The organism is Bacillus sp. 103mf (assembly GCF_900116295.1).
Taxonomy (GTDB): domain Bacteria; phylum Bacillota; class Bacilli; order Bacillales; family Bacillaceae_G; genus Bacillus_A; species Bacillus_A bruguierae.
Genome location: NZ_FPAF01000006.1, coordinates 81,472 through 106,873, shown reverse-complemented (window position 1 = coordinate 106,873; position 25,402 = coordinate 81,472). Strand labels below are relative to the sequence as shown.

Annotated in this window: 24 protein-coding genes and 4 pseudogenes; 22 read left to right on the top strand and 6 right to left on the bottom strand. The window is 36.8% G+C overall.

The genetic code is table 11. From position 1 onward, the window contains the following. The first annotated feature begins 47 nt into the window (after positions 1 to 47). Positions 48 to 737 (top strand): pseudouridine synthase, encoded by a 690-nt coding sequence (locus tag BM350_RS15860; protein ID WP_090920652.1) that lies wholly within the window; start codon positions 48 to 50, stop codon positions 735 to 737. A 179-nt stretch (positions 738 to 916) separates the two neighbouring features. Here BM350_RS15860 and BM350_RS15855 read toward each other — a convergent pair whose 3' ends face one another. Further along, positions 917 to 1,390 carry a hypothetical protein gene (locus BM350_RS15855; protein ID WP_090920649.1) on the bottom strand — a complete coding sequence of 158 codons (474 nt, stop codon included), beginning with the start codon at positions 1,388 to 1,390 and terminating at the stop codon, positions 917 to 919. A gap of 43 nt (positions 1,391 to 1,433) precedes the next feature. Further along, positions 1,434 to 2,765 (bottom strand): O-antigen ligase family protein, encoded by a 1,332-nt coding sequence (locus BM350_RS15850; protein WP_090920645.1) that lies wholly within the window; start codon positions 2,763 to 2,765, stop codon positions 1,434 to 1,436. Between the two features lie 341 nt (positions 2,766 to 3,106). Between BM350_RS15850 and BM350_RS15845 the strand changes: the two genes are divergently transcribed. The 7 genes from BM350_RS15845 to BM350_RS15815 all read left to right on the top strand — a co-directional run bounded on the left by BM350_RS15845 (position 3,107) and on the right by BM350_RS15815 (position 10,234). Then, complete coding sequence (locus tag BM350_RS15845) at positions 3,107 to 3,895, top strand: enoyl-CoA hydratase (protein ID WP_090919040.1); 789 nt, start codon at positions 3,107 to 3,109, stop codon at positions 3,893 to 3,895. 85 nt (positions 3,896 to 3,980) lie between these two features. Then, entirely contained in the window at positions 3,981 to 4,316 is a 336-nt protein-coding gene (locus BM350_RS15840; RefSeq protein WP_090919042.1) for a hypothetical protein, read from the top strand. A 196-nt stretch (positions 4,317 to 4,512) separates the two neighbouring features. Then, a complete protein-coding gene (locus BM350_RS15835; RefSeq protein ID WP_090919043.1) occupies positions 4,513 to 4,839 on the top strand; it encodes a nucleoside triphosphate pyrophosphohydrolase in 327 nt (108 codons plus the stop codon). 232 nt (positions 4,840 to 5,071) lie between these two features. Beyond that, positions 5,072 to 5,527, top strand: coding sequence for a GNAT family N-acetyltransferase (locus BM350_RS15830; protein WP_090919045.1), 456 nt, complete (start codon positions 5,072 to 5,074; stop codon positions 5,525 to 5,527). A gap of 144 nt (positions 5,528 to 5,671) precedes the next feature. Further along, entirely contained in the window at positions 5,672 to 6,721 is a 1,050-nt protein-coding gene (locus tag BM350_RS15825) for a M42 family metallopeptidase (protein WP_090919047.1), read from the top strand. A 388-nt stretch (positions 6,722 to 7,109) separates the two neighbouring features. After that, positions 7,110 to 9,155 carry a glycoside hydrolase family 13 protein gene (locus tag BM350_RS15820; RefSeq protein WP_090919049.1) on the top strand — a complete coding sequence of 682 codons (2,046 nt, stop codon included), beginning with the start codon at positions 7,110 to 7,112 and terminating at the stop codon, positions 9,153 to 9,155. Between the two features lie 311 nt (positions 9,156 to 9,466). After that, complete coding sequence (locus BM350_RS15815; protein WP_090919051.1) at positions 9,467 to 10,234, top strand: hypothetical protein; 768 nt, start codon at positions 9,467 to 9,469, stop codon at positions 10,232 to 10,234. A gap of 233 nt (positions 10,235 to 10,467) precedes the next feature. On the opposite strand, the pseudogene BM350_RS15810 reads toward BM350_RS15815, so the two are convergent. Beyond that, positions 10,468 to 10,650, bottom strand: a pseudogene (locus tag BM350_RS15810) (helix-turn-helix domain-containing protein); the annotation flags it as partial. Positions 10,651 to 10,932: 282 nt separating this feature from the next. Between BM350_RS15810 and BM350_RS15805 the strand changes: the two are divergent. The 9 genes from BM350_RS15805 (at position 10,933) to BM350_RS15765 (ending at position 19,592) form a co-directional block, all read left to right on the top strand. Further along, the gene (locus BM350_RS15805) at positions 10,933 to 11,937 is read left to right on the top strand and encodes a proline racemase family protein (protein ID WP_090919053.1); all 1,005 of its coding nucleotides are present in this window, start codon (positions 10,933 to 10,935) and stop codon (positions 11,935 to 11,937) included. 280 nt (positions 11,938 to 12,217) lie between these two features. Next, entirely contained in the window at positions 12,218 to 13,195 is a 978-nt protein-coding gene (locus BM350_RS15800) for an ornithine cyclodeaminase family protein (RefSeq protein WP_090919055.1), read from the top strand. 706 nt (positions 13,196 to 13,901) lie between these two features. Beyond that, entirely contained in the window at positions 13,902 to 15,293 is a 1,392-nt protein-coding gene (locus BM350_RS15795; protein WP_090919057.1) for a M60 family metallopeptidase, read from the top strand. 375 nt (positions 15,294 to 15,668) lie between these two features. Continuing rightward, positions 15,669 to 16,067 carry a hypothetical protein gene (locus BM350_RS15790; protein ID WP_090919059.1) on the top strand — a complete coding sequence of 133 codons (399 nt, stop codon included), beginning with the start codon at positions 15,669 to 15,671 and terminating at the stop codon, positions 16,065 to 16,067. 70 nt (positions 16,068 to 16,137) lie between these two features. Then, positions 16,138 to 16,443, top strand: a complete 306-nt coding sequence (locus BM350_RS15785; RefSeq protein ID WP_090919061.1) for a WXG100 family type VII secretion target — start codon at positions 16,138 to 16,140, stop codon at positions 16,441 to 16,443. A gap of 20 nt (positions 16,444 to 16,463) precedes the next feature. Beyond that, positions 16,464 to 17,195: a DUF5081 family protein gene (locus BM350_RS15780; RefSeq protein ID WP_090919062.1), complete on the top strand. Its 732-nt coding sequence runs from the start codon at positions 16,464 to 16,466 to the stop codon at positions 17,193 to 17,195. Beyond that, the gene (locus BM350_RS15775) at positions 17,195 to 17,524 is read left to right on the top strand and encodes an MFS transporter (protein ID WP_090919063.1); all 330 of its coding nucleotides are present in this window, start codon (positions 17,195 to 17,197) and stop codon (positions 17,522 to 17,524) included. Before BM350_RS15780 ends, BM350_RS15775 begins: the two co-directional genes overlap by 1 nt. 34 nt (positions 17,525 to 17,558) lie before the next feature. Further along, a complete protein-coding gene (locus BM350_RS15770) occupies positions 17,559 to 19,223 on the top strand; it encodes a deaminase domain-containing protein (RefSeq protein ID WP_090919064.1) in 1,665 nt (554 codons plus the stop codon). 18 nt (positions 19,224 to 19,241) lie between these two features. Continuing rightward, a complete protein-coding gene (locus tag BM350_RS15765) occupies positions 19,242 to 19,592 on the top strand; it encodes a hypothetical protein (RefSeq protein ID WP_090919066.1) in 351 nt (116 codons plus the stop codon). 209 nt (positions 19,593 to 19,801) lie between these two features. Here BM350_RS15765 and BM350_RS15760 read toward each other — a convergent pair whose 3' ends face one another. Both BM350_RS15760 and BM350_RS15755 read right to left on the bottom strand, forming a co-directional pair. Continuing rightward, on the bottom strand, positions 19,802 to 21,262 hold the full coding sequence (locus BM350_RS15760) for an IS1182 family transposase (protein ID WP_090919068.1): 1,461 nt from the start codon (positions 21,260 to 21,262) through the stop codon (positions 19,802 to 19,804). Positions 21,263 to 21,378: 116 nt separating this feature from the next. Next, a pseudogene (locus tag BM350_RS15755) lies at positions 21,379 to 21,636 on the bottom strand (IS3 family transposase); the annotation flags it as partial. A gap of 64 nt (positions 21,637 to 21,700) precedes the next feature. On the opposite strand from BM350_RS15755, the gene BM350_RS15750 reads away from it, so the two are divergent. Beyond that, positions 21,701 to 22,417: a CdiA family toxin C-terminal domain-containing protein gene (locus tag BM350_RS15750; RefSeq protein WP_170857729.1), complete on the top strand. Its 717-nt coding sequence runs from the start codon at positions 21,701 to 21,703 to the stop codon at positions 22,415 to 22,417. A gap of 20 nt (positions 22,418 to 22,437) precedes the next feature. Continuing rightward, complete coding sequence (gene cdiI / locus BM350_RS15745; protein ID WP_090919072.1) at positions 22,438 to 22,821, top strand: ribonuclease toxin immunity protein CdiI; 384 nt, start codon at positions 22,438 to 22,440, stop codon at positions 22,819 to 22,821. A 131-nt stretch (positions 22,822 to 22,952) separates the two neighbouring features. On the opposite strand, the pseudogene BM350_RS15740 reads toward cdiI, so the two are convergent. Further along, a pseudogene (locus BM350_RS15740) lies at positions 22,953 to 23,570 on the bottom strand (IS3 family transposase). A 67-nt stretch (positions 23,571 to 23,637) separates the two neighbouring features. On the opposite strand from BM350_RS15740, the pseudogene BM350_RS27620 reads away from it, so the two are divergent. From BM350_RS27620 to BM350_RS15715, 3 genes and pseudogenes are all read left to right on the top strand, one after another. Further along, a pseudogene (locus BM350_RS27620) lies at positions 23,638 to 23,985 on the top strand (hypothetical protein); the annotation flags it as partial. 213 nt (positions 23,986 to 24,198) lie between these two features. Continuing rightward, on the top strand, positions 24,199 to 24,450 hold the full coding sequence (locus BM350_RS15730) for a hypothetical protein (protein WP_035431854.1): 252 nt from the start codon (positions 24,199 to 24,201) through the stop codon (positions 24,448 to 24,450). Positions 24,451 to 25,053: 603 nt separating this feature from the next. After that, positions 25,054 to 25,386 carry a hypothetical protein gene (locus BM350_RS15715; RefSeq protein WP_090919078.1) on the top strand — a complete coding sequence of 111 codons (333 nt, stop codon included), beginning with the start codon at positions 25,054 to 25,056 and terminating at the stop codon, positions 25,384 to 25,386. Positions 25,387 to 25,402: the final 16 nt, after the last annotated feature.

The window sequence follows — 25,402 nt, the reverse complement described above, 5'->3', positions numbered from 1 at the left end:
GATTCATGATAGAATAGGAAAAGCGTGAATAAGGAAAGGAACTTTGCATGAGAATAAATAAATTCATTAGTGAAACAGGATATTATTCAAGAAGAGAAACGGATCGTCTCATTGCTGCAAAGAGAATTACGGTGAATGGCGAAATTTGTGAGCCTGGACAAGAAGTAGAGCCTGACGACATTGTCCTTGTTGACGGGAAACCGATTCCTAAGAAGACGCATCCGATTTATATTGCATTAAATAAACCAGTAGGGATTACTTGTACAGCGGCGAAGCATATCGAAGGAAATATTATCGATTTTGTTAATTATCCAGAACGCATTTTTCCAGTGGGCCGCTTAGATAAAGCATCACAAGGATTAATTTTAATGACAAATGACGGCGATATCGTAAATAAAATGATGCGCTCTGAATATGGTCACGAGAAAGAATACATTGTCACAGTCGATAAGCCATTTGATGATGCCTTCTTAAAAGGAATGGCTGGCGGTGTAACGATTCGCGATGGAAAAACAAATCCGTGTGAAATATATCGAATCAGCGATTGTGTATTCCGCATTATTTTGACGCAAGGGATGAACCGGCAAATTCGCCGGATGTGCCGAGCATTTGGCTATACCGTTACGAGGTTAGAGCGCATTCGGATTATGAATATAACAATAGGTGGAATAGAGACAGGTCAGTGGCGAGATTTGACTGAGGAGGAACTGAGTGAGCTTCTTGCGCTGTTAGGATAAAAGAAAAAGAAGGAGGTGATGCCTCCTTCTACTAGTGTCCCGACTATTCGCGAATCGAATATTGTCGAAGGGTCTTTAAGTTGTGTCGAATCGCCGATATATCAGAAAAATCGCTGATATATTCGAAAAGTCGCCGATATATTGCGAATAGCGCCGATATCGTTGCAAACCCATCATTCTTATTTACGTGTAAATCCTTCTTCATCAAGGTATTGTGCTGCTTCTTTGTAAGAGTTAAATGTACCATCTAACTGTATCCCAGCATAAACGTTCCACATATCTTCATCTTCTTTAATAAGAGTTAAGATATGCTTGTCCTCATTTACCCACTCTTCTTCTTGAAAATTCTCCGCAATTGCAACTTCTTCTACTGGCTCTTGTGAAAGGCCGGCAATTGATTTTTCAAGTAAGGAGCGAAGTTCTTCCGCTGAAAAATCGCGGATGTTCACCATTCCTTTATCGTTTGTTTTGTAGCCTTTTAGATGCCCGGCATAGACAAACCCATTTCCATTCGGGTGTAAATGATATACAACGTTCTTTTTATCTAGGCGACTTTCTTCATAATGAAAGTTAATTCGTCCTAGAGAGACAGTTTTTCTTTCTAGCTCAGGAAATGATTCAATAATCGTTAATTTTTCTTCAAAAGTTATCATAAACCCTCCGTAATTGTAATTAATAATATGATGGTTCATTATATCACTCTGCTTGTAAGTCCACAATCAGATAAGCGAGCAAGGCAACAAAGAAAATGCTGACAGCTGGTGCGGTAAATACATGTCCAGCTGTAAATGCGGTGCCAATTGCAAGCACGATTGCCGTACCAAGCAACATATATTTTATCGTTAAAATAGATTTGAAGTTTGTGAGAATGCGAAACGTAAGTCTGATACCAAAGTAAACAAATGGCAGTAGGTACATGATAAATCCAATGATACCGAACCAAAAGAATAGGTCATGGAAGTCTCTTTCTATCACTTTTGGTGTTTTTTTATAGTTGCCGGCATATCCCATGCCTAACAATTTTTGTGACAGCGGTGCCTCTTGAAAATATTTTTGATGTGCGTTTAGAAATTTGTCGCGATCACTATAAATTAAACTGTTTACTTCTCCAGTTGTTAAAGCTCGTTCTTCTTGTTTACTAGGCTGTTCTGCTTGTTTATTTACATGCTGTTTGTTATAGAATTGTAAGTGAATGTCCATGTTTTTGGCGATGGGAGTAAACGGCGTTGCAATTGCAGTGCCTCCTAATACAATGAAGGCGAGAATTGTATTAATAAGCTGCGGACGGCTTCGCTTCATCATATATTCGATAAACGAAAAGAATAGTGCCACTCCTAATGTCAAAATACTAGATATGTATGCAACCTTTGTTCCTATCATAATACTGGAATATAGTGCTAGTATTGTCGGAAGCCAGTAGTATGCTTGCGTAAAAGAAGTTGTCTTATGAATCGAATATAGGACAACAACAGGGAATGTAATGGCTAAAATGGCACCAATTTCGTTTGCGGCATAAAACCATCCTTTCGAGCCGATTTTCTCAATTGTATAACTTTGATAGTCTGTTCCAGTTGCGATGGAAATGACCATGACAATACTCATGAATAAGCTGGCATATAAGAAATACCGTAATAATGTATCGTACGAATTTTGCTTGCCTTGCAAAGTTTTAAATACAAGAATATACCCGAACAACATAACGATTGGATACATACATTTGGCCATGAACTTAACTTCTTCTCCAAGTGAAATTGGATGTTTTACAACGAGATTATTAAGAAGTCCAGCTGTCATGATAACGCCTAGTAGGCAAATATATGCGAGAGGCTTTTTATTCTTCTGATAAATAAATAGATAGATCATCGTAAGAAGCATCACGCTAAAACGTACGACAATACTTAGCGTTGCATCCATATGTAACGTTTGAATGGACAGTGATGTTAATAAATCTAAGACAGGTTGCAGTGCGATGAATAATAGAAAGAAATACGTGAAATGATGTTCCTTTTGTATCCATTTGGTACTCATTTTGTCCCCTTTCATAATCGAAGAAATAAAGTGAAACTTTAATCAGTGGGGGTTTTCTTCATCCCCCACTGATTATTAGTTGAACCAATCGGGCTTTTACGGGCAGTTTATCTCCCACCTAAATTTTTTGCTTTCGCCAAATTTTGAGGAGGGAGTATTACTGCCCGTTAATGCGGGATAAAAGTATGCTGCTTTTTCACAATACACTAGTTTAGTGATATGGTAAATATATGTAAAATAATTTAGTGAAAATTCGACAGAAAATTAAGAAAAAAGAAGGTTTTTGAAAGCCCTTTCTATAATTATATAAGGATAACAGATTATAGAAGGAGAGAGAGTTTATGACAGTTTCTAGTAAGGCGGAATCAGTAGTTGTACAATATGAAGGGCGAGTTGCGACGATTATGTTAAATCGTCCAGAAGTGTTAAATGCATTAGATGAGCAAACGTTAAAAGAACTGCTGCAAAAGTTAAAAGAAGTAGCTGAAAGTTCTGTTCATGTCGTTGTACTATGCGGAAATGGCCGCGGCTTTTCGGCGGGCGGCGATATTAAATCGATGTTAGCAAGTGGAGATGAAAGTGCGTTTGAAGGCATTATGAATACTATTTCAGAAATTATTGTCACTCTGTATACAATGCCAAAGCTTGTGATTAGTGCGATTCATGGTCCAACGGCAGGGCTTGGTCTTAGCATTGCCTTAACAGCTGATTGCGTAATGGCTGATATTTCATCTATTATTGCAATGAATTTTATTGGCATCGCTTTAATTCCAGATGGCGGCGGCCATTTCTTCCTACAAAAACGTCTTGGAGAGCATATGGCAAAAGAGATCATTTGGGAAGGAAAGAAATTATCAGCAAGCGAAGCGCTTGAAATGGGCATGATTGATGAAGTAGTCGGTGAGAATTTCCAAGATGTAGTGAAACAAAAAATTAGCGAATGGCTGCAAAGGCCAATTGCTTCTATGATTCAAACGAAGCAAATTTTGGCTGAATTAAACCGTTCTTCGTTAGAACAAACACTTCAGCTTGAAAAACGCGGTCAATATGCAATGAGAAAAACAGCGGATCATAGAGAAGGAATTACTGCGTTTTTAGAGAAGCGTCCTCCGGTGTTTAAAGGGGAATAAAAGTTTTACAAAAATAGAAAGTGTTAACACATTTTTTGTATAATGGTGTTAGCACTTTTTTTTCGAATGATAGAAGGAGATATGGATGAGTCGCAAACAAAAAAGAATAATTATGAGTATTATCGGGGTATGGCTACTCATATACATACTGTTACACCGCACACCGACTGCAGCCATTCGAACTGAGATGTTTTTATCTGGCAATCCAAAGGCAGCTATGCAAGGTAAGATTGAGAGAATGGGAGATCCATATGATGGCGTTGTGCCAGATCATCTCCGCGCTTTTTACGGTGTGCCAGAGAAAGAATATGAAAATTATCGCTTTCCAGAAATACGTCATAGTTCATCTAGCATTGATATGTCATCAGCTTGTGTAAGAAAACGGTGGTTTTTATACTATGCAGAGCTAGGGTGCTTTTAAGCATATAAATCCAGTTTATTTGTTCAACATATAAGTTGCTGCTATGCAGAACAAAACACGATTGCTACTTGCTTTCTCCCTTTGTTTTAAACCTTGCGTATGGCAGAAAAAGGCCCTGACCGCTTCTATGCATAGCCAGATGCTCTCGTCCATCTAAAAAGAAAGAGTTTTTTAATTTGTATTTGGAGGTGTTCTCATGTCAGCTTATAATAAAATCGTCCGCGACCGTGTACCAGAAATGATTTTAATGTCTGGTAAAACATATACATCGAAAAAATTAAATAAACAAGAGTACATAGAAGAACTATCGAAAATTGGCATTGAAGAAATGCGTGAATTTGCATCTATGCAAGAACGTGAGCATGCATTAGATTCTTTAGCCGATGCATTAGAAGTGATTAAAGCATTGGCGCAAGCAGAAGGTGTAACGTTAGAAGATATTGAGCACATTCGTAAAGAGAAAGAAGCGGAGCGCGGCGGATTTGAAAAAGGTGTGTATTTAGTAGAAGTGAGTGAGGAGTAAAAGGCATCGCAGTACATGCGGTGCCTTTTATCTCGCTATTCGCGGGCAGTAGATTGTGAGGAATCCGAAGAAGATAGGTGGAGTATAAAAAAACACCTATGGATGTAGCTTTTAAATAAAGTTTGATTAAATCTTGTTTTCATGCAAGATTTTTTCTTATTGAACGAATCTTAATAAATAATTACGTTATACATATTTTTGAATAAATATACATTATTGGAGAGGTTGAAGTATGGGAATTATTAATAAACAGATAACTCTCGATGAAATAGAGATAATAAGAAACCCATTAGATAAATTGCATGAATACCATAACAGTAAATCAAAATATTTTTCTGGTGATTATCCAAGAATTACATTTGAGGAACGTATTGAAGAATATAAAAAAAATTCAAAGTACGGAGAGTACAGGATTGAATTATTGATTGAGTCAGAAACAGACAATATAGTAGGATTTTGTATAGCATATAGTAAAAAAGTAAGTGGGAAGATTGAGGTCCTATTTGTTGATGAAGAATATCGAAGAAACGGATTGGGTTTGAAATTAATGAATAGTGCAATGGAATGGTTTAAAGAAAAACAAATATATGAAATTGAATTAACAGTAGTGTATGGGAATGAAGCTGTATCGTTTTATCAGAAATTGGGATTCTATCCACGTTCCATTATTATGACAACTAAATCATAACGATAGTATGGAGATATCTTCTTGTTCAATTAAACGGTGTTTTAATGAAATAAAGATTACAGGAAGGAAATTTCACTTTATTTCTATTTCATTGTTTTTCTATTATACTGAAAATTAGAAAGATAAAAGAGAGGGGAAAAACATATGGCACATAACGTAAAAGACACAATGGAACTTATAAAACAGCTCGTTTCAATCCCAAGCCCATCCGGAAATACGAACACAATTATTCGTTTTATTGAGGACTATGTAAAAGAGTGGAATGTAGAAATGAAGCGCAACAATAAAGGCGGCCTTATTATAACGATAAAAGGGGAAGACGATACGAGACAACGTCTACTTACTGCTCATGTTGATACACTAGGCGCAATGGTAAAAGAAATTAAAGCAGACGGACGCCTGCGATTATCAATGATTGGCGGATTTCGCTGGAATGCGGTAGAAGGAGAGTATTGCGAAATTGAAACAGCGAGCGGTAAAACGTATACCGGTACAATTTTAATCCATCAAACGTCCGTACACGTGTACAAAAATGCTGGAGAAGCAAAACGTGATGAACAAAACATGGAAATTCGTATCGACGAGCGCGTATCTTCACCAGAAGAAGTACGTGAACTTGGCATCGAAGTAGGAGATTTCGTATCATTTGACCCGCGCGTTCAAATGACAGACAGCGGCTACATTAAATCTCGTCACTTAGATGACAAAGCAAGTGTAGCGATCTTACTGCAATTAATTAAAAGATTACAAGACAAAAATGTGAAACTACCATACACAACGCATTTCTTAATTTCTAATAATGAAGAAATCGGTTATGGCGGTAACTCAAATATTCCAGAAGAAACAGTAGAATACTTGGCAGTTGACATGGGAGCACTTGGCGATGGTCAAGCATCAGATGAATACACAGTATCAATCTGTGCGAAAGACTCGAGTGGTCCATACCACTATGCAATGCGCAAACATTTAGTAGAACTTGCGAAAGCAAACAATATCGAATATAAAGTGGACATTTATCCATTCTACGGATCTGACGCATCAGCAGCAATCCGCGCCGGCGCAGATGTAAAACATGGACTTATTGGTCCTGGTATTGATGCGTCTCACGCTTATGAGCGTACACATGAGACATCGATTGCGCATACGGAGGCGCTTATTTATGCGTATGTACAATCAGAGTTAGTAGAAGAATAAAGAATAGAGAAAAGAGCTGATTCTTTGGTGAAGATTAGCTCTTTTTGTATGAGGATAATGATGAGCATATATATAAATCCATTTTAACTTTTCGACATATAAGTCGCAGCTATGCAGAATACAACATGATTTGCTCCCCTTGTTTTAAACCTCGCATGTGGCAGGAAAAGGCCCTGACCGCTTCTATGCACGACCAGATGCTCTCGTCCCCCCTAAAAGAAAAGTAATTTTTTAACTTTATAGTATTTTCTTTTCATATTTTAGAGAATGTCTCAAATGAAATAGACTTGAATCATCATGTTAAAAATTCGACGAAGTAATCCGTTTACTTTTGATAGATTACTAATATAATAGGAATGAAAGCACTTACATTTATAGGAGGTTTATCATGGGGAAATTAAAGAAAGATAAAAAAACGCGCTCATTTATGCAAACGATTGCCCTATCAACACTTGTTTTAGGGACATCCTTACTGTATGCGCCAGCTTCATCCTTGGCCTACGCTGCCACTAACGATAATAATGTAGAGTGGAATGGTTTATTTCATGATCAAGGTCCTGTTTATGATAGCGCGCCAGAACCGACATCTGCTCAAACTGTGACGCTGAAATTCCGGACGTTTAAAGGGGATACTACCGGTGTCAATATAAAGTACTATGATACTGCTGACGGATCGTTCCGTGTCATTCCGATGTCTTGGGTTTCCGGCGATTCTACGGGAACGTTTGATTATTGGCAAGGAACAATCCCTGCTAGTTCTTCGCGGAAATATTACCGTTTTCAGATTACTGATGGGTCTTCTTCAGTTTGGTATAATGCTAACGGTCCTTCTGCATCTGAACCGTCATCAGGCGATTTTTATATTATCCCGAATTTTAAAACGCCGGACTGGATGAAGAATGGTGTAATGTATCAGATTTTCCCTGACCGCTTTTATAATGGTGATTCCTCGAATGATGTGCAAACGGGTGCATATACTTATGACGGCACACCAACTGAGAAAAAAGCTTGGGGGAGCAGTGTCTATGCTGGTTCTGGTCATACGAATAACCTTGTGTTCTTCGGCGGTGATTTGGCGGGAGTAAATCAGAAGCTCGGTTATATTAAACAAACGCTAGGAGCTAACATTATTTACTTAAATCCGATTTTTAAATCTCCTTCTAACCATAAGTATGATACACAGGATTATATGGCCGTGGATCCTGCATTTGGAACAAACGAAACTTTGAAAGCGTTATCATCTGGTGTTCATAGCACAGCAAATGGGGAAAAAGGATATTTAGTATTAGATGGTGTATTTAACCATACTGGAGACACTCATACATGGTTTGATAAGTACAATCAATCTTCCTCTTTAGGAGCTTTTGAGTCTCAATCTAGCCAATGGTCTAATTATTATACATTCCAGTCTTGGCCGAATACATATGCTAGCTTTTTAGGATTCAACAGTTTGCCTAAGCTAGATTATGGAGCTAGTGGGTCACCAGTAAGAAATCAAATCTATAATAATAGTGATTCTGTAGCAAAAACGTATGTAAAAGCACCGTATAATATTGATGGCTGGCGATTAGATGCACCTCAATATACAGATGCTGGCGGTGCAGATGCTGGTGGAGGAAATGGTGGTAGTTTGGTGAATCACCAAATTTGGTCTGAATTCCGAAGTGCTGTGAAGTCTGTAAACGGGAATGCAGCAATATTTGGAGAGTACTGGGGAAATGCAAATTCTTGGACAGGTCAAGGAAACCAATGGGATAGTGCAACAAACTTTGACGGATTTACACAACCAGTTTCTGAGTGGATCACAGGAAAAGATTACAGTAACAATGCAGCTTCCATATCTACTTCCGGGTTTGATAACTGGTTAAAAGCTACGCGCGCTAATTATCCGGCAAACGTTCAGCAAGCTATGAGCAATCACTTATCAAATCATGATATTTCGCGTTTTGGCGAGCGTGCTGGCGGCGATATTTGGAAGACATATTTAGCGCTTATTTTTCAAATGACTTATGTTGGTACGCCAACAATCTATTACGGAGATGAATATGGCATGATGGGCGGCGCCGACCCTGATAACCGCCGGACGTTTGACTGGTCACAAGGTACGACTTCCAATCGTGCTGTAGCTTTAACGCAAAAACTTATCAGCATCCGTAACCAATACCCAGCATTAAGAACAGGTTCGTTCATGACGCTGCAAACAGATGATGCAAATAAAATCTATTCCTATGGCCGCTTTGACAAAGAAAACAGAATTGCAGTTGTACTTAACAATGATTCTACCGGCCATAGCGTAACCGTCCCTGTATGGCAACTAAGCATGCCAAATGGAAGTGTTGTTACAGACAAACTGACTGGTAAAACGTACACAGTGCAAAGCGGAACTGTTACCCTTACGGTTGATGGACATTACGGTGCAATTTTAGCGCAATAAATCGTATAACTAATATATTTTTATGTAGCGCTCTTATTTTGCCAGCTAAGCTGAGCAAACCTATGAACGATCAATCTCGAAATCTTACAGTGTTTTTGAAACAAGCAAAGGCTTCCTCGATTTCAGTAGGAAGTCTTCGCTATTTTTGTGTAAATGACTTTTTCATTTTTTCAGATAGAACGTCATTTTGTAAGTATATAAATATGCAATTTTACATATGTTATCGAATCTATCTACATCTTTAAAACTTAATGTTAAGATTATGCAGGCAGGTAGCGTAATTATTTTTAAAAATAAGGAGGAATTAAGATATGTTCGTGAAAAGAAAACTACCGATACTTACGTTCTTATTATTACTATTTAGTTTAATCGTAACTGTTTTTCCTACAAGTTCGGCTTATGCAGCTGAGGACAATCGTATACTTGATATATACGGTGATCCAATTACTACAAATAAAGATTACATCCTAGTAGATAAATATTTATGGGTGACAGGTATTCCTTTTGAAAAACGAGTAGCACCTGTAGGTCAGAATAGACTTGGAGTAACTTATGAGAAGTTTGCGGGTTGGCATTATGTAATTCAATATAAAAACTCATCTTATTACGGTGATGCTGAAAAGCGTAAGGATACAAAAGGTAATGAGTATTATGGTACACCTATCAATTTTGAAGCGCCGGCTGGAGTAGAGAGTGATGGATATGTAAGAAATAATAGTCCGATTACAATGTCAATGTGGATTGGGGGACCAAATGCTGATGCAGGAGGAACAAAAAAATATGTAAATGCAGGCAATCGAAGCTGGATCTATTTTAGTGACCAATCAAAAAGCACGTTAACAGTTAAGAAAAAGAATTCGAAGGAAATAGATTTAGTAACAGGTAAAACGGATTATCTGAGAGATAAACTTGGTAGACCTACTGACTGGTATAATGCAGATCCACAGCAATCTAGTTATGGAGTTATCACAACTTTCCAGCTAGAGACTTCAGAGCAACCATTTGCAAATCAAGATAAATTGTGGGGAATATCTGCCCCTGAAGACTACGCTGGCTATGAATTAGTACCTTTACAATAAAAAAATCGATTACGCCTAGCAACAAAAAAGCGAAGAATGTCTACCATTCTTCGCTTTTTTAATGAAGTTCTAGGGATGGAAGCGATGCTATGTATGGAATAGTCTCGCTTTTGCTATTATAACAAAGTAAACAACATATATATTATGTAATGTTGCATATATAGATTTTTTTATTTCTTGTATAAACATGCTTTTGTTTACCTAAAAAGGGTTTTTTATACTCTTTTTAAATTCTACTTATACTCTTCACTACGCAATACAATCCCATACTTCTTCATCTTCTTATACAAATTCGATCGTGACATTCCTAGCTTTTTAGCAGCAATGCTTTTGTTCCCATAAGTGTTTTGAAGGGTTTGGAGAATGCTTGTTTTCTCTAGACTTTCTTTTTCATCAGTAAGTGAAAGGTCAGATTGGCTAACAGGTTGTGAAACAGATCTCGCTATTTGTATTTACAATTGAAATAGCCTCCTCTACAGAAGAGAGCAGCGTATGATTTCATTTCTATCACCTCTTTTATCGTTTTGTGTAAAAGAAAGTAGACACTGGTAAACAAATTTGTCGCTAAAAGAATACACTTTTTTGAAAAAGTGTAAAAAAAGTTTAACTGAATATGAATTGTATTGTGCGTTTTATGAGTTGGCACGGTATTTGCTAATAAAAAAGTAAAGAGAATCTAAATAACGGAGGGACAAGAAATGAATATTAGTAAAACGTACACAACAATCGACGCACATGTAGCGGGGGAGCCGCTTCGTATTATTACAGGCGGAGTACCAAGGATCGAAGGGAAAACGCAATTAGAAAGACGCGCTTATTGCATGGAGCACTTGGATCACCTTCGCGAAGTTTTGATGTATGAACCGAGAGGACATCACGGTATGTATGGTTGTATCATCACGCCGCCGGCAAGTTCGCATGCTGATTTTGGAGTATTGTTTATGCATAATGAAGGCTGGAGTACAATGTGCGGCCATGGAATTGTGGCTGTAATTACAGTCGGAATTGAAACGGGCATGTTCGAAGTGACAGGTGAAAAACAAAGATTTATTATTGATAGTCCGGCAGGAGAAGTGATCGCATATGCGAAATACAATGGGAACGAAGTGGAATCCGTATCATTTGAAAATGTTCCTTCGTTTGTTTACAAGAAAGATGTTCCTGTAAAAATTGATGGCTATGAATTTCAAGTAGATATCGCTTTTGGAGGAGCTTTTTATGCTGTTGTTGACAGTAAAGAAATTGGTTTGAAAGTGAATTTTAACGATTTATCCGCTATTCAAACGTGGGGCGGGAAAATTAAACAGTACATTGAAAGTCAGATGGAAGTAAAACATCCTCTCGAAGAAGGCTTAAAAGGCATATACGGCGTGATCTTTTCTGATGAACCAAACGGAACAGATGCGACGTTACGAAATGTAACCATTTTTGCTGATGGGCAAGTAGACCGTTCCCCTTGCGGCACAGGGACTTCAGCGAGACTAGCAACTCTTGTTGAAAATGGAGTATTGCAAGAAGGCGGAAGTTTCATCCATGAATGCATTACTGACGGACAATTTGCCGGAGAAGTATTGTCATTAACGAAAGTAGGCGAATATGACGCGGTGATTCCAAAAGTTACTGGTCAGGCGTTTATTACAGGATTTCACCAATTTTTAATAGATCCAAGAGATCCGTTAAAACAAGGGTTTTTATTAGCATAATGTTGGAGAAGAGTTACCTTCTGATTATATATACAAGTTAAAAAAACCTTTCTTTTAGAGGAGGGGCGAGAGCATCTGGCCGTGCATAGAAACGGTCAGTGCCTTTTTCCTGCCACATGCGAAGTTTAAAACAAAAGGAGAAAGCAAGTAGCGGTCATGTTGTGTTCTGCATAACAGTGACTTCTATGTTGAAAAATTAAAATGGATTTATATAGAAAACAACTCTTCTTGCAAAGTGGATTATATTGACAACAAAAGATTCGGGAAAGGATGAGATACTATGTTAGTCATAAATGCAGCTGAACAAAAAAGTTTAGTAGATATGAATGAAGTAATTGAATATGCGGCGATTGCTTTACGAGAGTTTTCGGCAGAAAGAACGATTACTCCGATTCGCTATTCGCTGCCATTTGCGAATTCGCAAAATACCGCACTAATGATGCCTTCTGTGGCGGAAGAACTCGGAGCACTTGGATTAAAAGTCGTAACAGTAGCACCGAATAATCCGAAAATAGGAAAGAAAACAATCAACGGGGTTGTGATGCTATCTGATTTTCAAACAGGAGAACCACTCGCCCTTTTAGAAGGATCTTATTTAACGATGGTTCGAACAGGTGCCTTATCAGGCGTTGCAATGAAATACTTAGCTCGTCAAAATGCAAAAAACTTATGTATCATCGGTACAGGAGAACAAGCGAAAGGGCTTGTTCAAGCTATGCTTACTGTACGGGATATTGAAAAGATTATGCTTTATAATCGGACAGAACAAAAAGCTGCCGAGTTTGCCGAGTATATTCAGGAGAATTTTCATAAACCTGCTTATGTATATGCAGATGCAAATGAAGCAGTCCGCGAGGCAGATATTGTTGTCACAACAACGAACTCGTTAACACCCGTTTTTTCAGACACATTAAAGCCCGGTGTTCACGTAAATGCTGTCGGCTCATTCAGGCCGGCGATGCAAGAACTTCCTTCTCATGTCATTTCATCAGCTGACAAAGTAGTCGTAGAATCAAAAGAAGCAGCATTAGAAGAAACCGGTGACCTGCAAGTTCCAGTGCGAGAAGGAGTTTTCAAAGAAGGTGACCTTCACGCCGAACTTGGACAAATTATAAGCGGAGAAAAAACGGGCCGGGAAAGCGACCAAGAAATTACCGTATTTAAATCTGTCGGACTCGCTGTTGTAGATATTGTCGTGGCAAAATATTTTTACGAGAAGGCTGTTAAAAATGGAGTGGGAACTCGAATTCAGTTGTGATTGCTTTTCTTATTGCGTGGTGAAATGTGTCGGAAGGTCTTTATCCCGCATTAACGGGCAGTAAAGACTGGGGAAGCACGGAGAAGAAAACTGCCCGTAAAAGCCCGATTGGTTCAACTAACCATCAGTGAGAAAAGCATCACTGATGGAAGTTTCACTTTATTCCATGTTGAATCGCCGATATATTCCAAAGAACGGTCGATATCGTAGGATTGATAAAGATTGGGTATGAGAATGTTAATAAACATGACAAAAGGACTGCTTACGGAGCAGTCCTTTTCCTGATTCACTTGATCGGCGGGGCGGAATTTCGCATGTGGTAATTTCTTTAAAAGCATTATGTTTAAAACAATTTATAATATATAAATATGAAATTATGCATATTTATATATTATATAATAATATGTAGGTATAATTTTTACGTGTATGAAATAAGAGAGAAGAAATAGGTAAGTTTAAGAAGTTGCTATAGTAAGAGAAGTGTTTATCCCGCATTAACGGGCAGTAAGACCCCCACCTGAAAATTGAAAGAATCGAAGAAGATAGGTGGGGGATAACTGCCCATAAAAGCCCGATTGGTTCAACTAACCATTAGTGGGGGATGAAAAAAACCCCCACTGATGGGAGTTTCACTTTATTGTCTTAGTGAGAAAATCGACGTTTTGTATAAACGTTAGAACGGATTGGAACGAAAGGATTGATTTATTTGAATAGGAAAAATAACCGTAAATCACAAAAACCAATGAAAGTATTTATGGCAGCTGCTGTTATGACAACGACATTATTTACATCTATGACTGTAAATAGTTTGAACATTCATGCTGAAACTACGCAAACCCAGGCCCAATATGAAGCGAAGACGTTTGAACTTCCAAGTACAGGACATTATATGGGTGAAGCAGCAAGAGAAAGAAGAAGTGAGCAACGAAACTATGTGCCAACAGGAATCTATGTAAAACCGAATGAACAAGTCACAATTGAAGTATCAGGACTATCAGGATTAGACAAGCTTGGAGCAACGATTGGGACAAATGAATATGATAAAGAAGGGGGAAAAGCATTTCGTCTTTCTCCTGGTTCTAATACCATCTCCTCTCCAAATGGTGGTTTATTAGGATTTGATAACTCTGAAGCGAAAGGAACAGTTAAGGTCAAAGTCACACAAGGCGGAAGCCCTGTTCCGTTCTTTGAATTAGGGAAGCATACGAAAGAAGACTGGATTACTATGCTGGACAAGTATCCAGATGCCCATGCTGTACAATTAAAATCAAAACGAGCGGTACTTACGGTGACTCGTGATAGTGCTAAGAAATATATTGTGGATCAAGATCCTGTTCCTCTATTAAAAAAATATGATGACATGATTCTAGCACAAGATAGATTCTCGGGACTATCTGAAACAAGTTCTAATCCGTTACATCGTTCAACTCGCCGCCTCTGGGCTTTTGTAGAAAACCCTAACAATCCATCTGGCATGTACATGTATGCAGGTCAAGATGGAGTCGTATTTACTACTGCTTATGATGCAATTAGAAGTGCTTTGAATGTAAATGAATTTGGATGGGGACAAATGCATGAAGCAGGGCATACAAGGCAACAATACCCTTGGACGTGGGATGGAGTAGTTGAAGTCAATGTTAATATATACTCTTTAGCTGCACAAAAACAATTATTCCCAGGTCAACCAACACGTTTAGAAAAAGAAGGGGATTATGACAGAGCCTTTCAATACTTAAAACAAACAGATAAAGAATATGAAAAGATTGATGACCCGTTTGTGAAAGTTGTTATGTTTTGGCAACTTCATTTAGCATATGGGGATGATTTTTATCCAAATCTTCACAAACTATATCGAGAGTTACCAAAGGATAAACTTCCAGCAACGAATGAAGATAAAATACAAGCATTTATTTACAATACATCAAAAGTGGCGAGACAAAATGTACTTCCATTTTTTGATCAATGGGGACTGAAAGCATCACCAGAAACGAGAAAAAAAGTAGAAGCTTTAAACTATCCAACATTAACTGCCCCTATATGGGAAGCGACGGATGCGAAACCTGTTAAACCAACAGCCGCGTATGGTCAAAGAAAATAATGAAGGCAAGTACGTGATCCAACTAGTAATGTAATCGATGAAAAGCGAACGATTATAAACGTAGCATGTCTCTTAAGGCAAGGTTGGTCAGAAAAGAGACTGCTGAAATCAAAAAGAAGATAACTTCCTATTTGTATAGTAGGAAGTTATCTTCTTTTTTACTCAACTACCTGTAAAAAACAGATTGGTTAGGCTAATTATTAGTAGGTATGAAGAAGGCCTTACTAATTAAAGTTTTACATTATTTTGTAACTCGAGAGAACAGAGGAGAAATACTGAAGCATTTCATCTTAATAAATAGTGAAACAGCCACTAGTTTTTGATAAAATATCGGGAAAATATCTTCTTTTTTAGGGAAATAAAGGGGGAACAAATATGGCAGAGAACTTCATAGATTCCGTCGGTAACTTACTTCATATCGGGTATACGGATAGTGAAAGAAAGCGTGATAATTACGATAAATTGTACGAATATTTAAAGGGTAAAGAAAGTGAGTTAAAAAAAATAATTCACGATGTTGGATCTGCAAAGACAGCTTATGAGGGAACAGGTCAAGAATTACGACAAGATAAAATACCAGCCCGTGAGTTTGTAGAAAAACGACGAGAAAAGGATTCAGAACTAGCTGAGCTGATACGTTACTTCGAAAAAACATTAGATGATGTTACATCTGCGAAAGATAAGGCGTATCACAAATGGGCGGAATATAAAGCGAAAGCAGATGCGGAAGATAAAGAGGCAACTGAAGCGTTAAAGAAACTTTTGGGAGGCTGAAAAGTATAAATAATCGGCAAAGCGATGTGAATATAAGGAAATGTATTGAAGGAAATGAGGGAATAAGAACATGCGTAGTCAAGACGTTGAGATTCATGGAAGTGAAATATCAAGTGCCATCTCTTATGCAGAGCAAATTGAAAAGGGTGTGAAAGACTCGCTCGAGCAGGCTAAAGCTTTACAATCATATGTGACGGGTACTCGTTGGAGCGGGAAAACAAATGATGCTTTTTTATGCTATTTAGATGTGCTCATTCAGTATAATGCTAAAGTTGCAACTGTGCTTGAAGGACAAACAAAAGCCTTGAAAGAGCTGGATGAGAGCATTCAATCATTTACAAATAGAATTGAAGTGGAAAAGATAAAAAGATTGTAATAGAAAGGGGGTAAAACCGGATGGGAAAAGATACGTGGAGCTTTACACCTGCTGAACTGTACATATTAGCTGGTGCAGCTGGAGTTACATACATATTTGGCTTACAAGAGCGTGGAATTCTTACTTTAACTGATGAAGGCTGTATAACGAAGGCAACAATGAAGTTGAAAGAGAAAGGGCTTATTACGGAGAATAATGGACTGACACCAGCGGCTTTTCAGTTGATTGAATTACTGAAGGCATATCAAGAAAGCCAAGAATATACGCGAATTAATAATCTATTAATTGGATTTTTGCCACAAGATAAAGATAGATTGGCTGTTTTAACAGAACGAAAACAAAATGAAGAATATGAAATTCATTACATAACGAAGCGAGATGTATATTTTTCATTATTAGAACGGATTCCGTTTTTAATGCGAGAACCAAGAGAAATTGAAGATACTTTTTTTACAAAGAAAATGACAGAAAAGGAGCAGCGAACATTCGAGGAAATGGATTTATCTGAAAAAGATCTATTAGCTATTGAAACGTTTTCTCGACCGCGAAATCGAAGAGCAGGAGATAGTGGGAAATGGGAATGCTTCTTGTACTTTACAGAGGGAGAAGACTTTATTCAAATTGAAGTAGACCGTAAGCGTTATGAATGGGCTAGTCTGTATGCGGTGAATAAGAAGTTATATGATGTTTTAAAAATGCCGTATAAGAAAATAAGCGATCCAAGACAATTCTCGTTAGGAGGAATCCATTAATGCAAGTACCAATGGGAGATGGAAGTGCAAGTAGTAGTTCAGAAATTGTAATGAATTACGATGAGATGGAAGAGATTATAAGCCGTTTTCAAAGTATATATAACATTTATACAGGTGTTATAGCGACAAATGCGAAAAGTCTAGCAGAATGTAAATTCTATCTTGAAGGAGAAGCGATGAGAGTCATAGACATATATCCCCAAATATTAAATAAAATATTGGAGCTATCAGAACATTATAACCGAGCGGCATCCATTGTAGAGCTGGTTCGCGAAGAAATGAGAAAACAGGATGAAGAATTACATAATAAACTACAACCTCAAGGGTAACTTTACCTGATAAAGGAATAGGGGATGGAGAAAAATGGATGTTAGTTATAAGGTAAGGGCTTGGCAAGATATGAAAGACGGCATGAACAGGCTCACAAAAGATACGTTTGTAAACTTACGCCAAGCTAATAATCTTGTAAAAGATATACAGGAAAGGATACAAGATCTAGATTCAGATCGAAGTATTTATTTTCATCATAAAGATCAGCTTGAAACAATCGGTAAACTACATAATGCCTATACAGATCTAGACAGTTACTGTGATCAGGCAGGGCAAGCTGTCTATGAACATATCGACAAACCATTTGTGGAAACAATGGATCGCTTTGCACAAGAAATGAGAGATATATCAATTAAAAATTTTGAGACTACAAACCGAATTGGTTCTACAACGACAACTATAGTGGATTCACGTAGCTATGGTGGCACACCGCAAACCATCACAACGACAAAACCGAAAATAACAGTGGATGATATTTTCAGAGACTCAGAGGCATTTAATGAGGTTCTTCGTGCAGAGTATGAAGAATGGAAAAGACAAGATCCAAACATGAAGCTAGACTATGAAGAGTACAGAAGACGAGTTCCCTCGACGCGAGGATTTGAATACAGATCAATAGAGGATGAGCAAAAACAGCTAGAGGCATGGCGTGACTTTGGATTAGGAACTCTAACAGTCGGATTAACGTTCATTTGTCCACTATTAGGGGTTGCAGCATCACTGGTATTTGGGAGGCTCCAAGTAAAAAGTGCCTCTGACGGAGAAGATTGGGAAACACACCGGAAATTAAGTGAAGGGGAACGGACGGAACGATATGTTTCTGGTGCCCTCGAGTTTATCACGAGTGGTGTAGGAATTGTAAAAGGGTTCCAAAATATTGGATTATTAGGAAAATCGTCAGAGGGAGTAACGGGTTTTAACCCAAATGAAGGGAAAAATGTGGTACAATCGTTGCTAGACAGAAAAAATATTGCGTTTGACCGCATGAGACTAGCAGGCCTAAAAGTAGAAAAATCCGGAAACGATAAGATGTATCAGTTTGGCGGAAAAATGGCCCAAGGTATGGATAATACACTTGCCTTCTTCAAGGATCCTGAAATAGTTGGAGACGGTGTAGCTGCATGGAAGCAAGGTGGTCCAGGAAAGGTTACCGAGTGGGTTAATAAGCACCATGCAGAGAGTACTAAGTTTATGAATGATAAGATTCAGGGGCTTGAGGCTTCGCTTGCTAGGGGTACTGATAATTTTTCTTATGTACAAAAAGTAGAAAGTTTTCAAAGAAGGGCTCAGGCTATACGTGATACTTTGCCAAACAAATATAAGAACTATGGTAACGTTGCGGTAGCAGATGTTAATATTTCTGGGCTTAAATCTGAATTTAAGGCCCATAGTAGAATTCACAAAGAAAACGATGGTGGTTTTTCATCAGTCGTTGGTGAAGGTCAGTTTCCAGCTAAATCAGTTAACCAAAAAGGAGAACTTGACGGAGAAGGTGCATTCTTAAGGGCTAATGATACTGAACGTAAAATTCTTGAAGACATAGCACAGCAATTAGGAGATAACAAGACTGTTAAGGGGACAATAGATTTATTTACAGAGCTACCTGCTTGCGGAAGCTGTACAGATATTATTATGCAGTTCAGAAAAGAATATCCGAACATTAAATTAAATGTTTACTCTGGAGAATTTAAAAATTAGAAAGGAATGTTTAGAGCAATGTTAAGTAGTTATGAAGAGCTTAATCAATATATTGTAGAAGATTTTGATGAATTTTTGAATGAAGGATTATCCATTTCACAAGTAACTGAAAAACTGCTTGTAGAGTATTGGCGAGGTATAGTAAATAGTAAAGTCGAAAAATTAGTTATATATTTAAAGATTGCACTCCTTAGTATTGAACGAGATTATCTTCGTGAAGATATTAAAACTGAAATGATTAACATGATAAATGAACTTGAATCACTACCTATTAAAGATGAGTTAGGTTCTGAAATTACAGAACAAATTTTATTAGACATCGAAAAGTTTAAAAATAAATCTGAGGATATTAATGGATTGTCCAAGTGACGGACTGAAAAATGTAGTAGATTCATAGATTGAAGTGAACCCAAAAAGTTAGACATGTATTTCATTAAGCGGATTTTTGGGCATGAGCTCGGTATTGTACGAGGGCACTGAAAAACTTGCGTTTTTTATAAATAAATTCATTATAGAGAAAAATAGGACGCTTCTTGTTCAATTTTGAACAGGAAACGCCCTATTTTTTTGCCTATTTATTACCCTTTTTCATTCAGAAGCTTCAAGATTCTTTTTAGATTGACAGCGAATATCGTCGTTGCTCCCTGAATTTGCATGCCAAATGAACCCGCAGCCGATGCTTGATCGTACCCGTGTTTATTTTTTAACTCACTATTTTTCGCTTCGATTTTATAGCGTTCTCGAGCTAAGCTTTTAAATTCTTCTGTTTCTTGAAAAGCTTGTTGGTCTAAATGTTCCTCTGATTTAATGGCAACAGAATAGGTTTTAGTTTTTGCACCTTCTTTAAAACATCCTTCTCGGAGTGGACAGACCTTACATTTTTCAACGTCAAAAAAATAAACCATTCTTGCACTTGCTCCTGGATGTGAATCTGGTTTTTTACTTTTTCTTTTCGCTAAATGTCCTGCTGGACATACAAATAAACCTGCATCTTTATTAAAGTCAAATCCTTTTCCATTTGCTCGCCCATTTTGAGTAATCATTGGATTTAACTTAGAAATCAGTTGAATGCTTTGTTCTTTTGTATAAAGTAAATTGTTTTTCCCTGAATAAGCCGTGTCAGCGATGACTGTTTCAACTTCCATTCCTGTTACTTTACTTTTTTCAATCAGTTCTTGTAGATAATGGCCATCTGATTTTTCACCTGTTGTAATGACTGCTGCTGTAATAATACGTTCATCACTAATTGCTAAATGTGTTTTATAACCAAAGAAAGAACTGTCTGCTGTTTTATGTCCTACTCGTGCATCGGTGTCTGTTGAATAATTTAGATGTTCTTGCGTATCTTCTACAGCTTCTTTTAACACGTTCAATTTTTCCTTTACGGCTGGTAGATGAGCGATTTGTGGTTTGTTTTCAATAATGGCAATCAATTTTTCACAGTAAGCTATTTCATCTTTTACTTCGTTAGAAGTATTCTTTTTTGGGAATTTTTCTTTCATGGATTTATCAAATTGATACACTGCTTTGCGGGTATGTTTTGATTTCTCTTGTAAAAATTCTTTCGGTGATTTTTGGTTATAACGTGCTTTGGTATGTGTTGCGTCCACAATGATTGTTTTACTTTTGATAATGTTCTTTTCGAGTGCGATTTCAACTGTTTTTCCAATGAGCATATCTAATAAACTTACGTCTTGAAGACGAAGTCTGCGGAATTTTGTGAGTGAGCTTGAATCAATCACGTCATCTTCTGGCGCCATACCTAAAAAATACTTGAAAGACATGTCATATTTTGAACGTTCGACAAGGTCTATATCGGATACATTAAAAATGGCTTTTAACAATAAGTACTTAAACATTCGAATCGGAGGGATCGCATTTCTTCCATTATCTAAACAATATTTTGTTTTCAATTCCTCTAAAATGAATGAGAAATCCACCAGTTCGTTAATTTGACGAAGCATATTATCTTTTGGCACGACAATATCGTAAATGGCCATGTACGGACTTAAGTTGAGTGTCTCTTGGTCTGAAATCATTGGGAACACCACTTGCATTTAGTCTCTCTATTATAAATTAAAAAGGCGATATATTCGACGATTGAATCGTCGAATATATCGCCAAGTGGAACTAGATGGAGTTTTTCAGTGCCCTCGTATTGTACAGGACTCATTCCTTTTAATTTTGTTTTAATTGGTTCATTACTGTAGTAGTGAATATATTTTTCTAATTCTAATGTAAAGTGTTCCCTACTTTCGAATCCGTGTAAGTAAAGTAGTTCAGGCTTTAATAAGCCAAAGAAAACTTCGATGACTGCGTTATCTAAACAATTCCCCTTACGAGACATACTTTGTGTAATTTCTTTTTCTTTCAATACATTTTGGTATTGCTTCATTTGATAGTGCCACCCCTGCCACAATGTTCCGATGTTTTTAAAATGGATCAAGGTGATAGATGGTGTAGCAGGTGGAATTAATGTGGCAAAAAAAGAATTATTTGGGAAATCCTCAGATAATTCCTTAGCCTACGCTTACGCTACTGATGGGACCAAAACAATTCTTCGCGGAACGGATTTGAGAGATTCAGTGAAAGCGACCTTTGAAAATAGGAAAGAGTTTATTCAGAGTCGGATTTCGAAGTTGGAAGAGAGTGGTGTTAAGGGTACGGTAAAAGATGTTACTTTTAAAAAGGGTTATGATACACATTTAACCGAAGTGGAGGGTTTTAAAGCAAAACCGAATATCGGAATAAAGGGTGGTCACAATCTTGAGAACTTTGAACAATTTATTTTAGATAACTTTGGTAATCAAGTTAAGGATATTAATCAAGCTGTTACTAAAACGTCTCATCCTGATATTTCAGGAATTTATGAGGTAAAATATAAGCTTCCTGTTTATGATGGATTGAGTAAAGAAAATGGTGGGAAAGGTAACTTTACTGGACAGTGGAAAGAGTATAAGAATCCTAAGACAGTATATGACCCAAAGGTTTTTTCTGATGAACAGATATTAAAGTTGGGTAGGGAAGCAATGGAAGAAGGTATTAGTAATAATAGGATAATTCAAGGTGGAGATAGGTCACCAAGTGATATGGTAGAAGGGTATGTCAATGTAAATGGGAAACAATTGAAATTTGTGGGCTTTAAAGACAAAAATACAGGTGAGATTTCGAATTTCTTCCCAGTTCTAGATTAAATGTTAAAGGAGTGTTTGTTATGAGTGAGGAAGTTTTTATTATTGAAGAATTTTCAGAAAAAGTTGAGTTGATGCGTCTATATTACAAAATAATAGGTGATGGAAAGTTTATGGAAGCGATTGAAAATTTCAAAAACAAACAAGGTTTTGGGATTGATCCAGTATGTTGTATTTTTGCAAATGAATATCAGCCAGGAGAAGAGGGATATTTTGGTGAAACTGGTGTTAACTTCAGTATACAACCTCCTATGGCTGAAGTTGAGGAAAATGCTATTGTAGATGAAAATGTATTTTTTCAATATTTAACAGAGGCTGGGGAAGACTATTTAACAGGACGACCTCAAGATCGAACAAGAGTTGAAGTTTCCTTAAAAGAACTAAAAGAAATTTTAAATTTATCATAATTTAAGATGGAGAAGAAATAGATGATACTACGTCAAGATAATAGACACAGATTTCTACCGCGCTTTCGCTCCGTGGTCTTCATAAAAAATTTCAAATAAAGAACGGTTTAAAATTTTTTATGAAGGTAAAATCAAGCTGCTGAATTTCCATACATGCGTTCAAATTCGTTCGGTGTATGATAATCCAAAGTCGAATGAATTCGTTTGGAATTGTAGAAGAACTCGATGTACTCGAACAATGATTTTTTTGCTTCTTCTCTTGTTTTATACTTCGTTTGATACACTAGCTCACGTTTAAGAATACCGTGAAAAGATTCAATACAAGCATTATCATAACAGTTTCCCTTTCGGCTCATACTGCCTATCATGTGGTACTTTTTTAACAGTCTCTGATATTCATGAGAAGCATACTGACCCCCCTCGTTCTGAATGGCGAATGACGCCTTTCTCCGGATTTTGACGCTTGTAAGCCATGGTTAGTGCATCGCCTTTTTTAAGATTTTATTCTCTTCCTGGAGATCACGAATTTCCTTCTGAAGAGCTAGTAATTCATCTTTTGTCGAAGAGAATGATTGGACAGCCTTAATCTCTGGTTGTTGACTATACTTTTTGATCCAGCCGTGTAAAGTATTCTCATTCACACCCGTTTCTCGAGCTACTTGAGCCACAGGCTTATGATTTTCATGAATATACTTTACCGCTTCAATTTTAAATGTCTCATCGTATCGTTTTCCGTTACCTCTTGCCATACAGACACACCTTGTTATAGTTGATATACTTATTATAACAATCTGTGTCTACTTTTTAGTCTAGCATCATTATAGAAAAATAAATAAAATTACTGTAGATGTGGTATTAAAACCTGAGAAAGCAATAGCAATTGCGAAACAATATCATAAGAAAAATAACTTAGATGGAATGGCTAATGAAGACACCCACCAACTTTTCTTTGATGAGGCTTATACATTCAAAATTGATAAAGAAAATAGAAATAATGATGATGTAAGACCAGCATGGAGAGTATTAGTAGATTTATCGGAAAATCCTTTTCTTATGGAGAACTACACATTGATTGTGTCTGATAAAGATAAAAAAGTGATGGGGATGCTTGATCCAAATGGACATCCAGTATTTGAAGGAAATGAATTTACGGATGAAGATTTAGTGAAAATAGAAGAGAAATTGAATATAAAATTACCAGAAGATTTTTGTGAGATAGCTACATTTTTCAGCGGGGGATATCTGGGGGGAATAAGTAACTACTCATTTTCGAATCAAAATTTGAGGGTATATTTCAATTATAGAACAGCTCATGACAAAATAATAGAATCTGGAAGGCCTTGGAATTGGGCGGAAAACTATGGGGAGTGAAGATTCATGGCAGTTTTTGTTTTAATGTTGAAGGAGTTTGAGGATGAAGAGAGGGTAGTATATCAATATGGACCGAATGAAGATTTAATGGGACGAATTGAATATGATAAAAAAAATGGAGTTATCAACCAGCTATCGCAAATTGATTCACAAGAGTTTGCTGATGAATTCTTTTTTAAGAGAGCAGGAAGACGACTTTCAAGAATGATTATTAAAGAGAATCAAAATTTTGTTGATCGAACAACTATTGAATCTTGATAGCTTGCCTATGATTTTATAAATTTTTTATTAGATATAGGTATGCAAGAAATATAGCACAATATAAGAACCTTGATTGGCTTTTGCCTTTCAAGGTTTTTACTTTTAGATATTTAGGGTGAAAAGCAATATGAGTTTTGAATCAAATACTCATGATGGTTAGCAAACATACTAGAATGGTTACTGTGAATTTTAGGATAATCACCACACTTACTACTCAAGTACATTTAAATACGAGAATGACAAAGCTCGTACTGTTAATCAACTCTCTTATGACTGTTTGGATGATGTGCTCATCTATTCCCGTGAAGAAGGAAATTTCAGCGGTGGCTGTTTTGATTGTGCAAGTAGGATTTGAGGAAACAATGTAGTAGCTGGAGCTGGAGCGTGGTTAAGAGATGTTGATACTAAATTTAAAATATTTTCAAAAATATAAAATAAATTAGGAGCTAAGTATAATATAGCAGGGAAAATTAAATTGTTTACTGAATTGGAATGTTGCCCAATTTGTTTAGATGTAATGGAACAATTTGAAAAATTATATCCTAACATAGATATTGAAGTAATATGTAAGATAAAAAAATAGAAAGAAGGTTATATTTGATGAACAAATACAATTTTTATGAAAGTAAGTTTAGAACTTTGGAATCTTTTTACATGTGGATAGAACAAGGAAGTACTTATGATGTTGCAGCATCACAATGTATGTATTATGACCAACCACAGAATGAGCTTGATGAAATAGTCATGTCTATAACAATTGCTACTAGATTTGCTAGATGTGGAAAACTATTAGGTGATGATTTTAAACAAGTTTTGAAAAAGAAGATTGAAAGTTTTAATATGTTAGATTTATCGAAGTATAATTTAAACGAAGATGAATTAAAAGCTTTAAAAGAAGAAATAAGTGAAGTGTCTGGATATATTTCAAACTAGATACATTTAAATGTAA

Bases quoted from the DNA above. Each gene is read 5' to 3' on its own strand.
- BM350_RS15820 (WP_090919049.1), top strand. From the start codon at position 7,110: ATGGGGAAATTAAAGAAAGATAAAAAAACGCGCTCATTTATGCAAACG.
- BM350_RS15805 (WP_090919053.1), top strand. From the start codon at position 10,933: ATGAATATTAGTAAAACGTACACAACAATCGACGCACATGTAGCGGGG.
- BM350_RS15760 (WP_090919068.1), bottom strand. From the start codon at position 21,262: ATGATTTCAGACCAAGAGACACTCAACTTAAGTCCGTACATGGCCATT.
- BM350_RS15800 (WP_090919055.1), top strand. From the start codon at position 12,218: ATGTTAGTCATAAATGCAGCTGAACAAAAAAGTTTAGTAGATATGAAT.
- BM350_RS15830 (WP_090919045.1), top strand. From the start codon at position 5,072: ATGGGAATTATTAATAAACAGATAACTCTCGATGAAATAGAGATAATA.
- BM350_RS15770 (WP_090919064.1), top strand. From the start codon at position 17,559: ATGGATGTTAGTTATAAGGTAAGGGCTTGGCAAGATATGAAAGACGGC.
- BM350_RS15790 (WP_090919059.1), top strand. From the start codon at position 15,669: ATGGCAGAGAACTTCATAGATTCCGTCGGTAACTTACTTCATATCGGG.
- BM350_RS15785 (WP_090919061.1), top strand. From the start codon at position 16,138: ATGCGTAGTCAAGACGTTGAGATTCATGGAAGTGAAATATCAAGTGCC.
- BM350_RS15860 (WP_090920652.1), top strand. From the start codon at position 48: ATGAGAATAAATAAATTCATTAGTGAAACAGGATATTATTCAAGAAGA.
- BM350_RS15715 (WP_090919078.1), top strand. From the start codon at position 25,054: ATGAACAAATACAATTTTTATGAAAGTAAGTTTAGAACTTTGGAATCT.
- cdiI (WP_090919072.1), top strand. From the start codon at position 22,438: ATGAGTGAGGAAGTTTTTATTATTGAAGAATTTTCAGAAAAAGTTGAG.
- BM350_RS15850 (WP_090920645.1), bottom strand. From the start codon at position 2,765: ATGAGTACCAAATGGATACAAAAGGAACATCATTTCACGTATTTCTTT.
- BM350_RS15825 (WP_090919047.1), top strand. From the start codon at position 5,672: ATGGCACATAACGTAAAAGACACAATGGAACTTATAAAACAGCTCGTT.
- BM350_RS15835 (WP_090919043.1), top strand. From the start codon at position 4,513: ATGTCAGCTTATAATAAAATCGTCCGCGACCGTGTACCAGAAATGATT.
- BM350_RS15815 (WP_090919051.1), top strand. From the start codon at position 9,467: ATGTTCGTGAAAAGAAAACTACCGATACTTACGTTCTTATTATTACTA.
- BM350_RS15780 (WP_090919062.1), top strand. From the start codon at position 16,464: ATGGGAAAAGATACGTGGAGCTTTACACCTGCTGAACTGTACATATTA.
- BM350_RS15855 (WP_090920649.1), bottom strand. From the start codon at position 1,390: ATGATAACTTTTGAAGAAAAATTAACGATTATTGAATCATTTCCTGAG.
- BM350_RS15775 (WP_090919063.1), top strand. From the start codon at position 17,195: ATGCAAGTACCAATGGGAGATGGAAGTGCAAGTAGTAGTTCAGAAATT.
- BM350_RS15845 (WP_090919040.1), top strand. From the start codon at position 3,107: ATGACAGTTTCTAGTAAGGCGGAATCAGTAGTTGTACAATATGAAGGG.
- BM350_RS15840 (WP_090919042.1), top strand. From the start codon at position 3,981: ATGAGTCGCAAACAAAAAAGAATAATTATGAGTATTATCGGGGTATGG.
- BM350_RS15730 (WP_035431854.1), top strand. From the start codon at position 24,199: ATGGCAGTTTTTGTTTTAATGTTGAAGGAGTTTGAGGATGAAGAGAGG.
- BM350_RS15765 (WP_090919066.1), top strand. From the start codon at position 19,242: ATGTTAAGTAGTTATGAAGAGCTTAATCAATATATTGTAGAAGATTTT.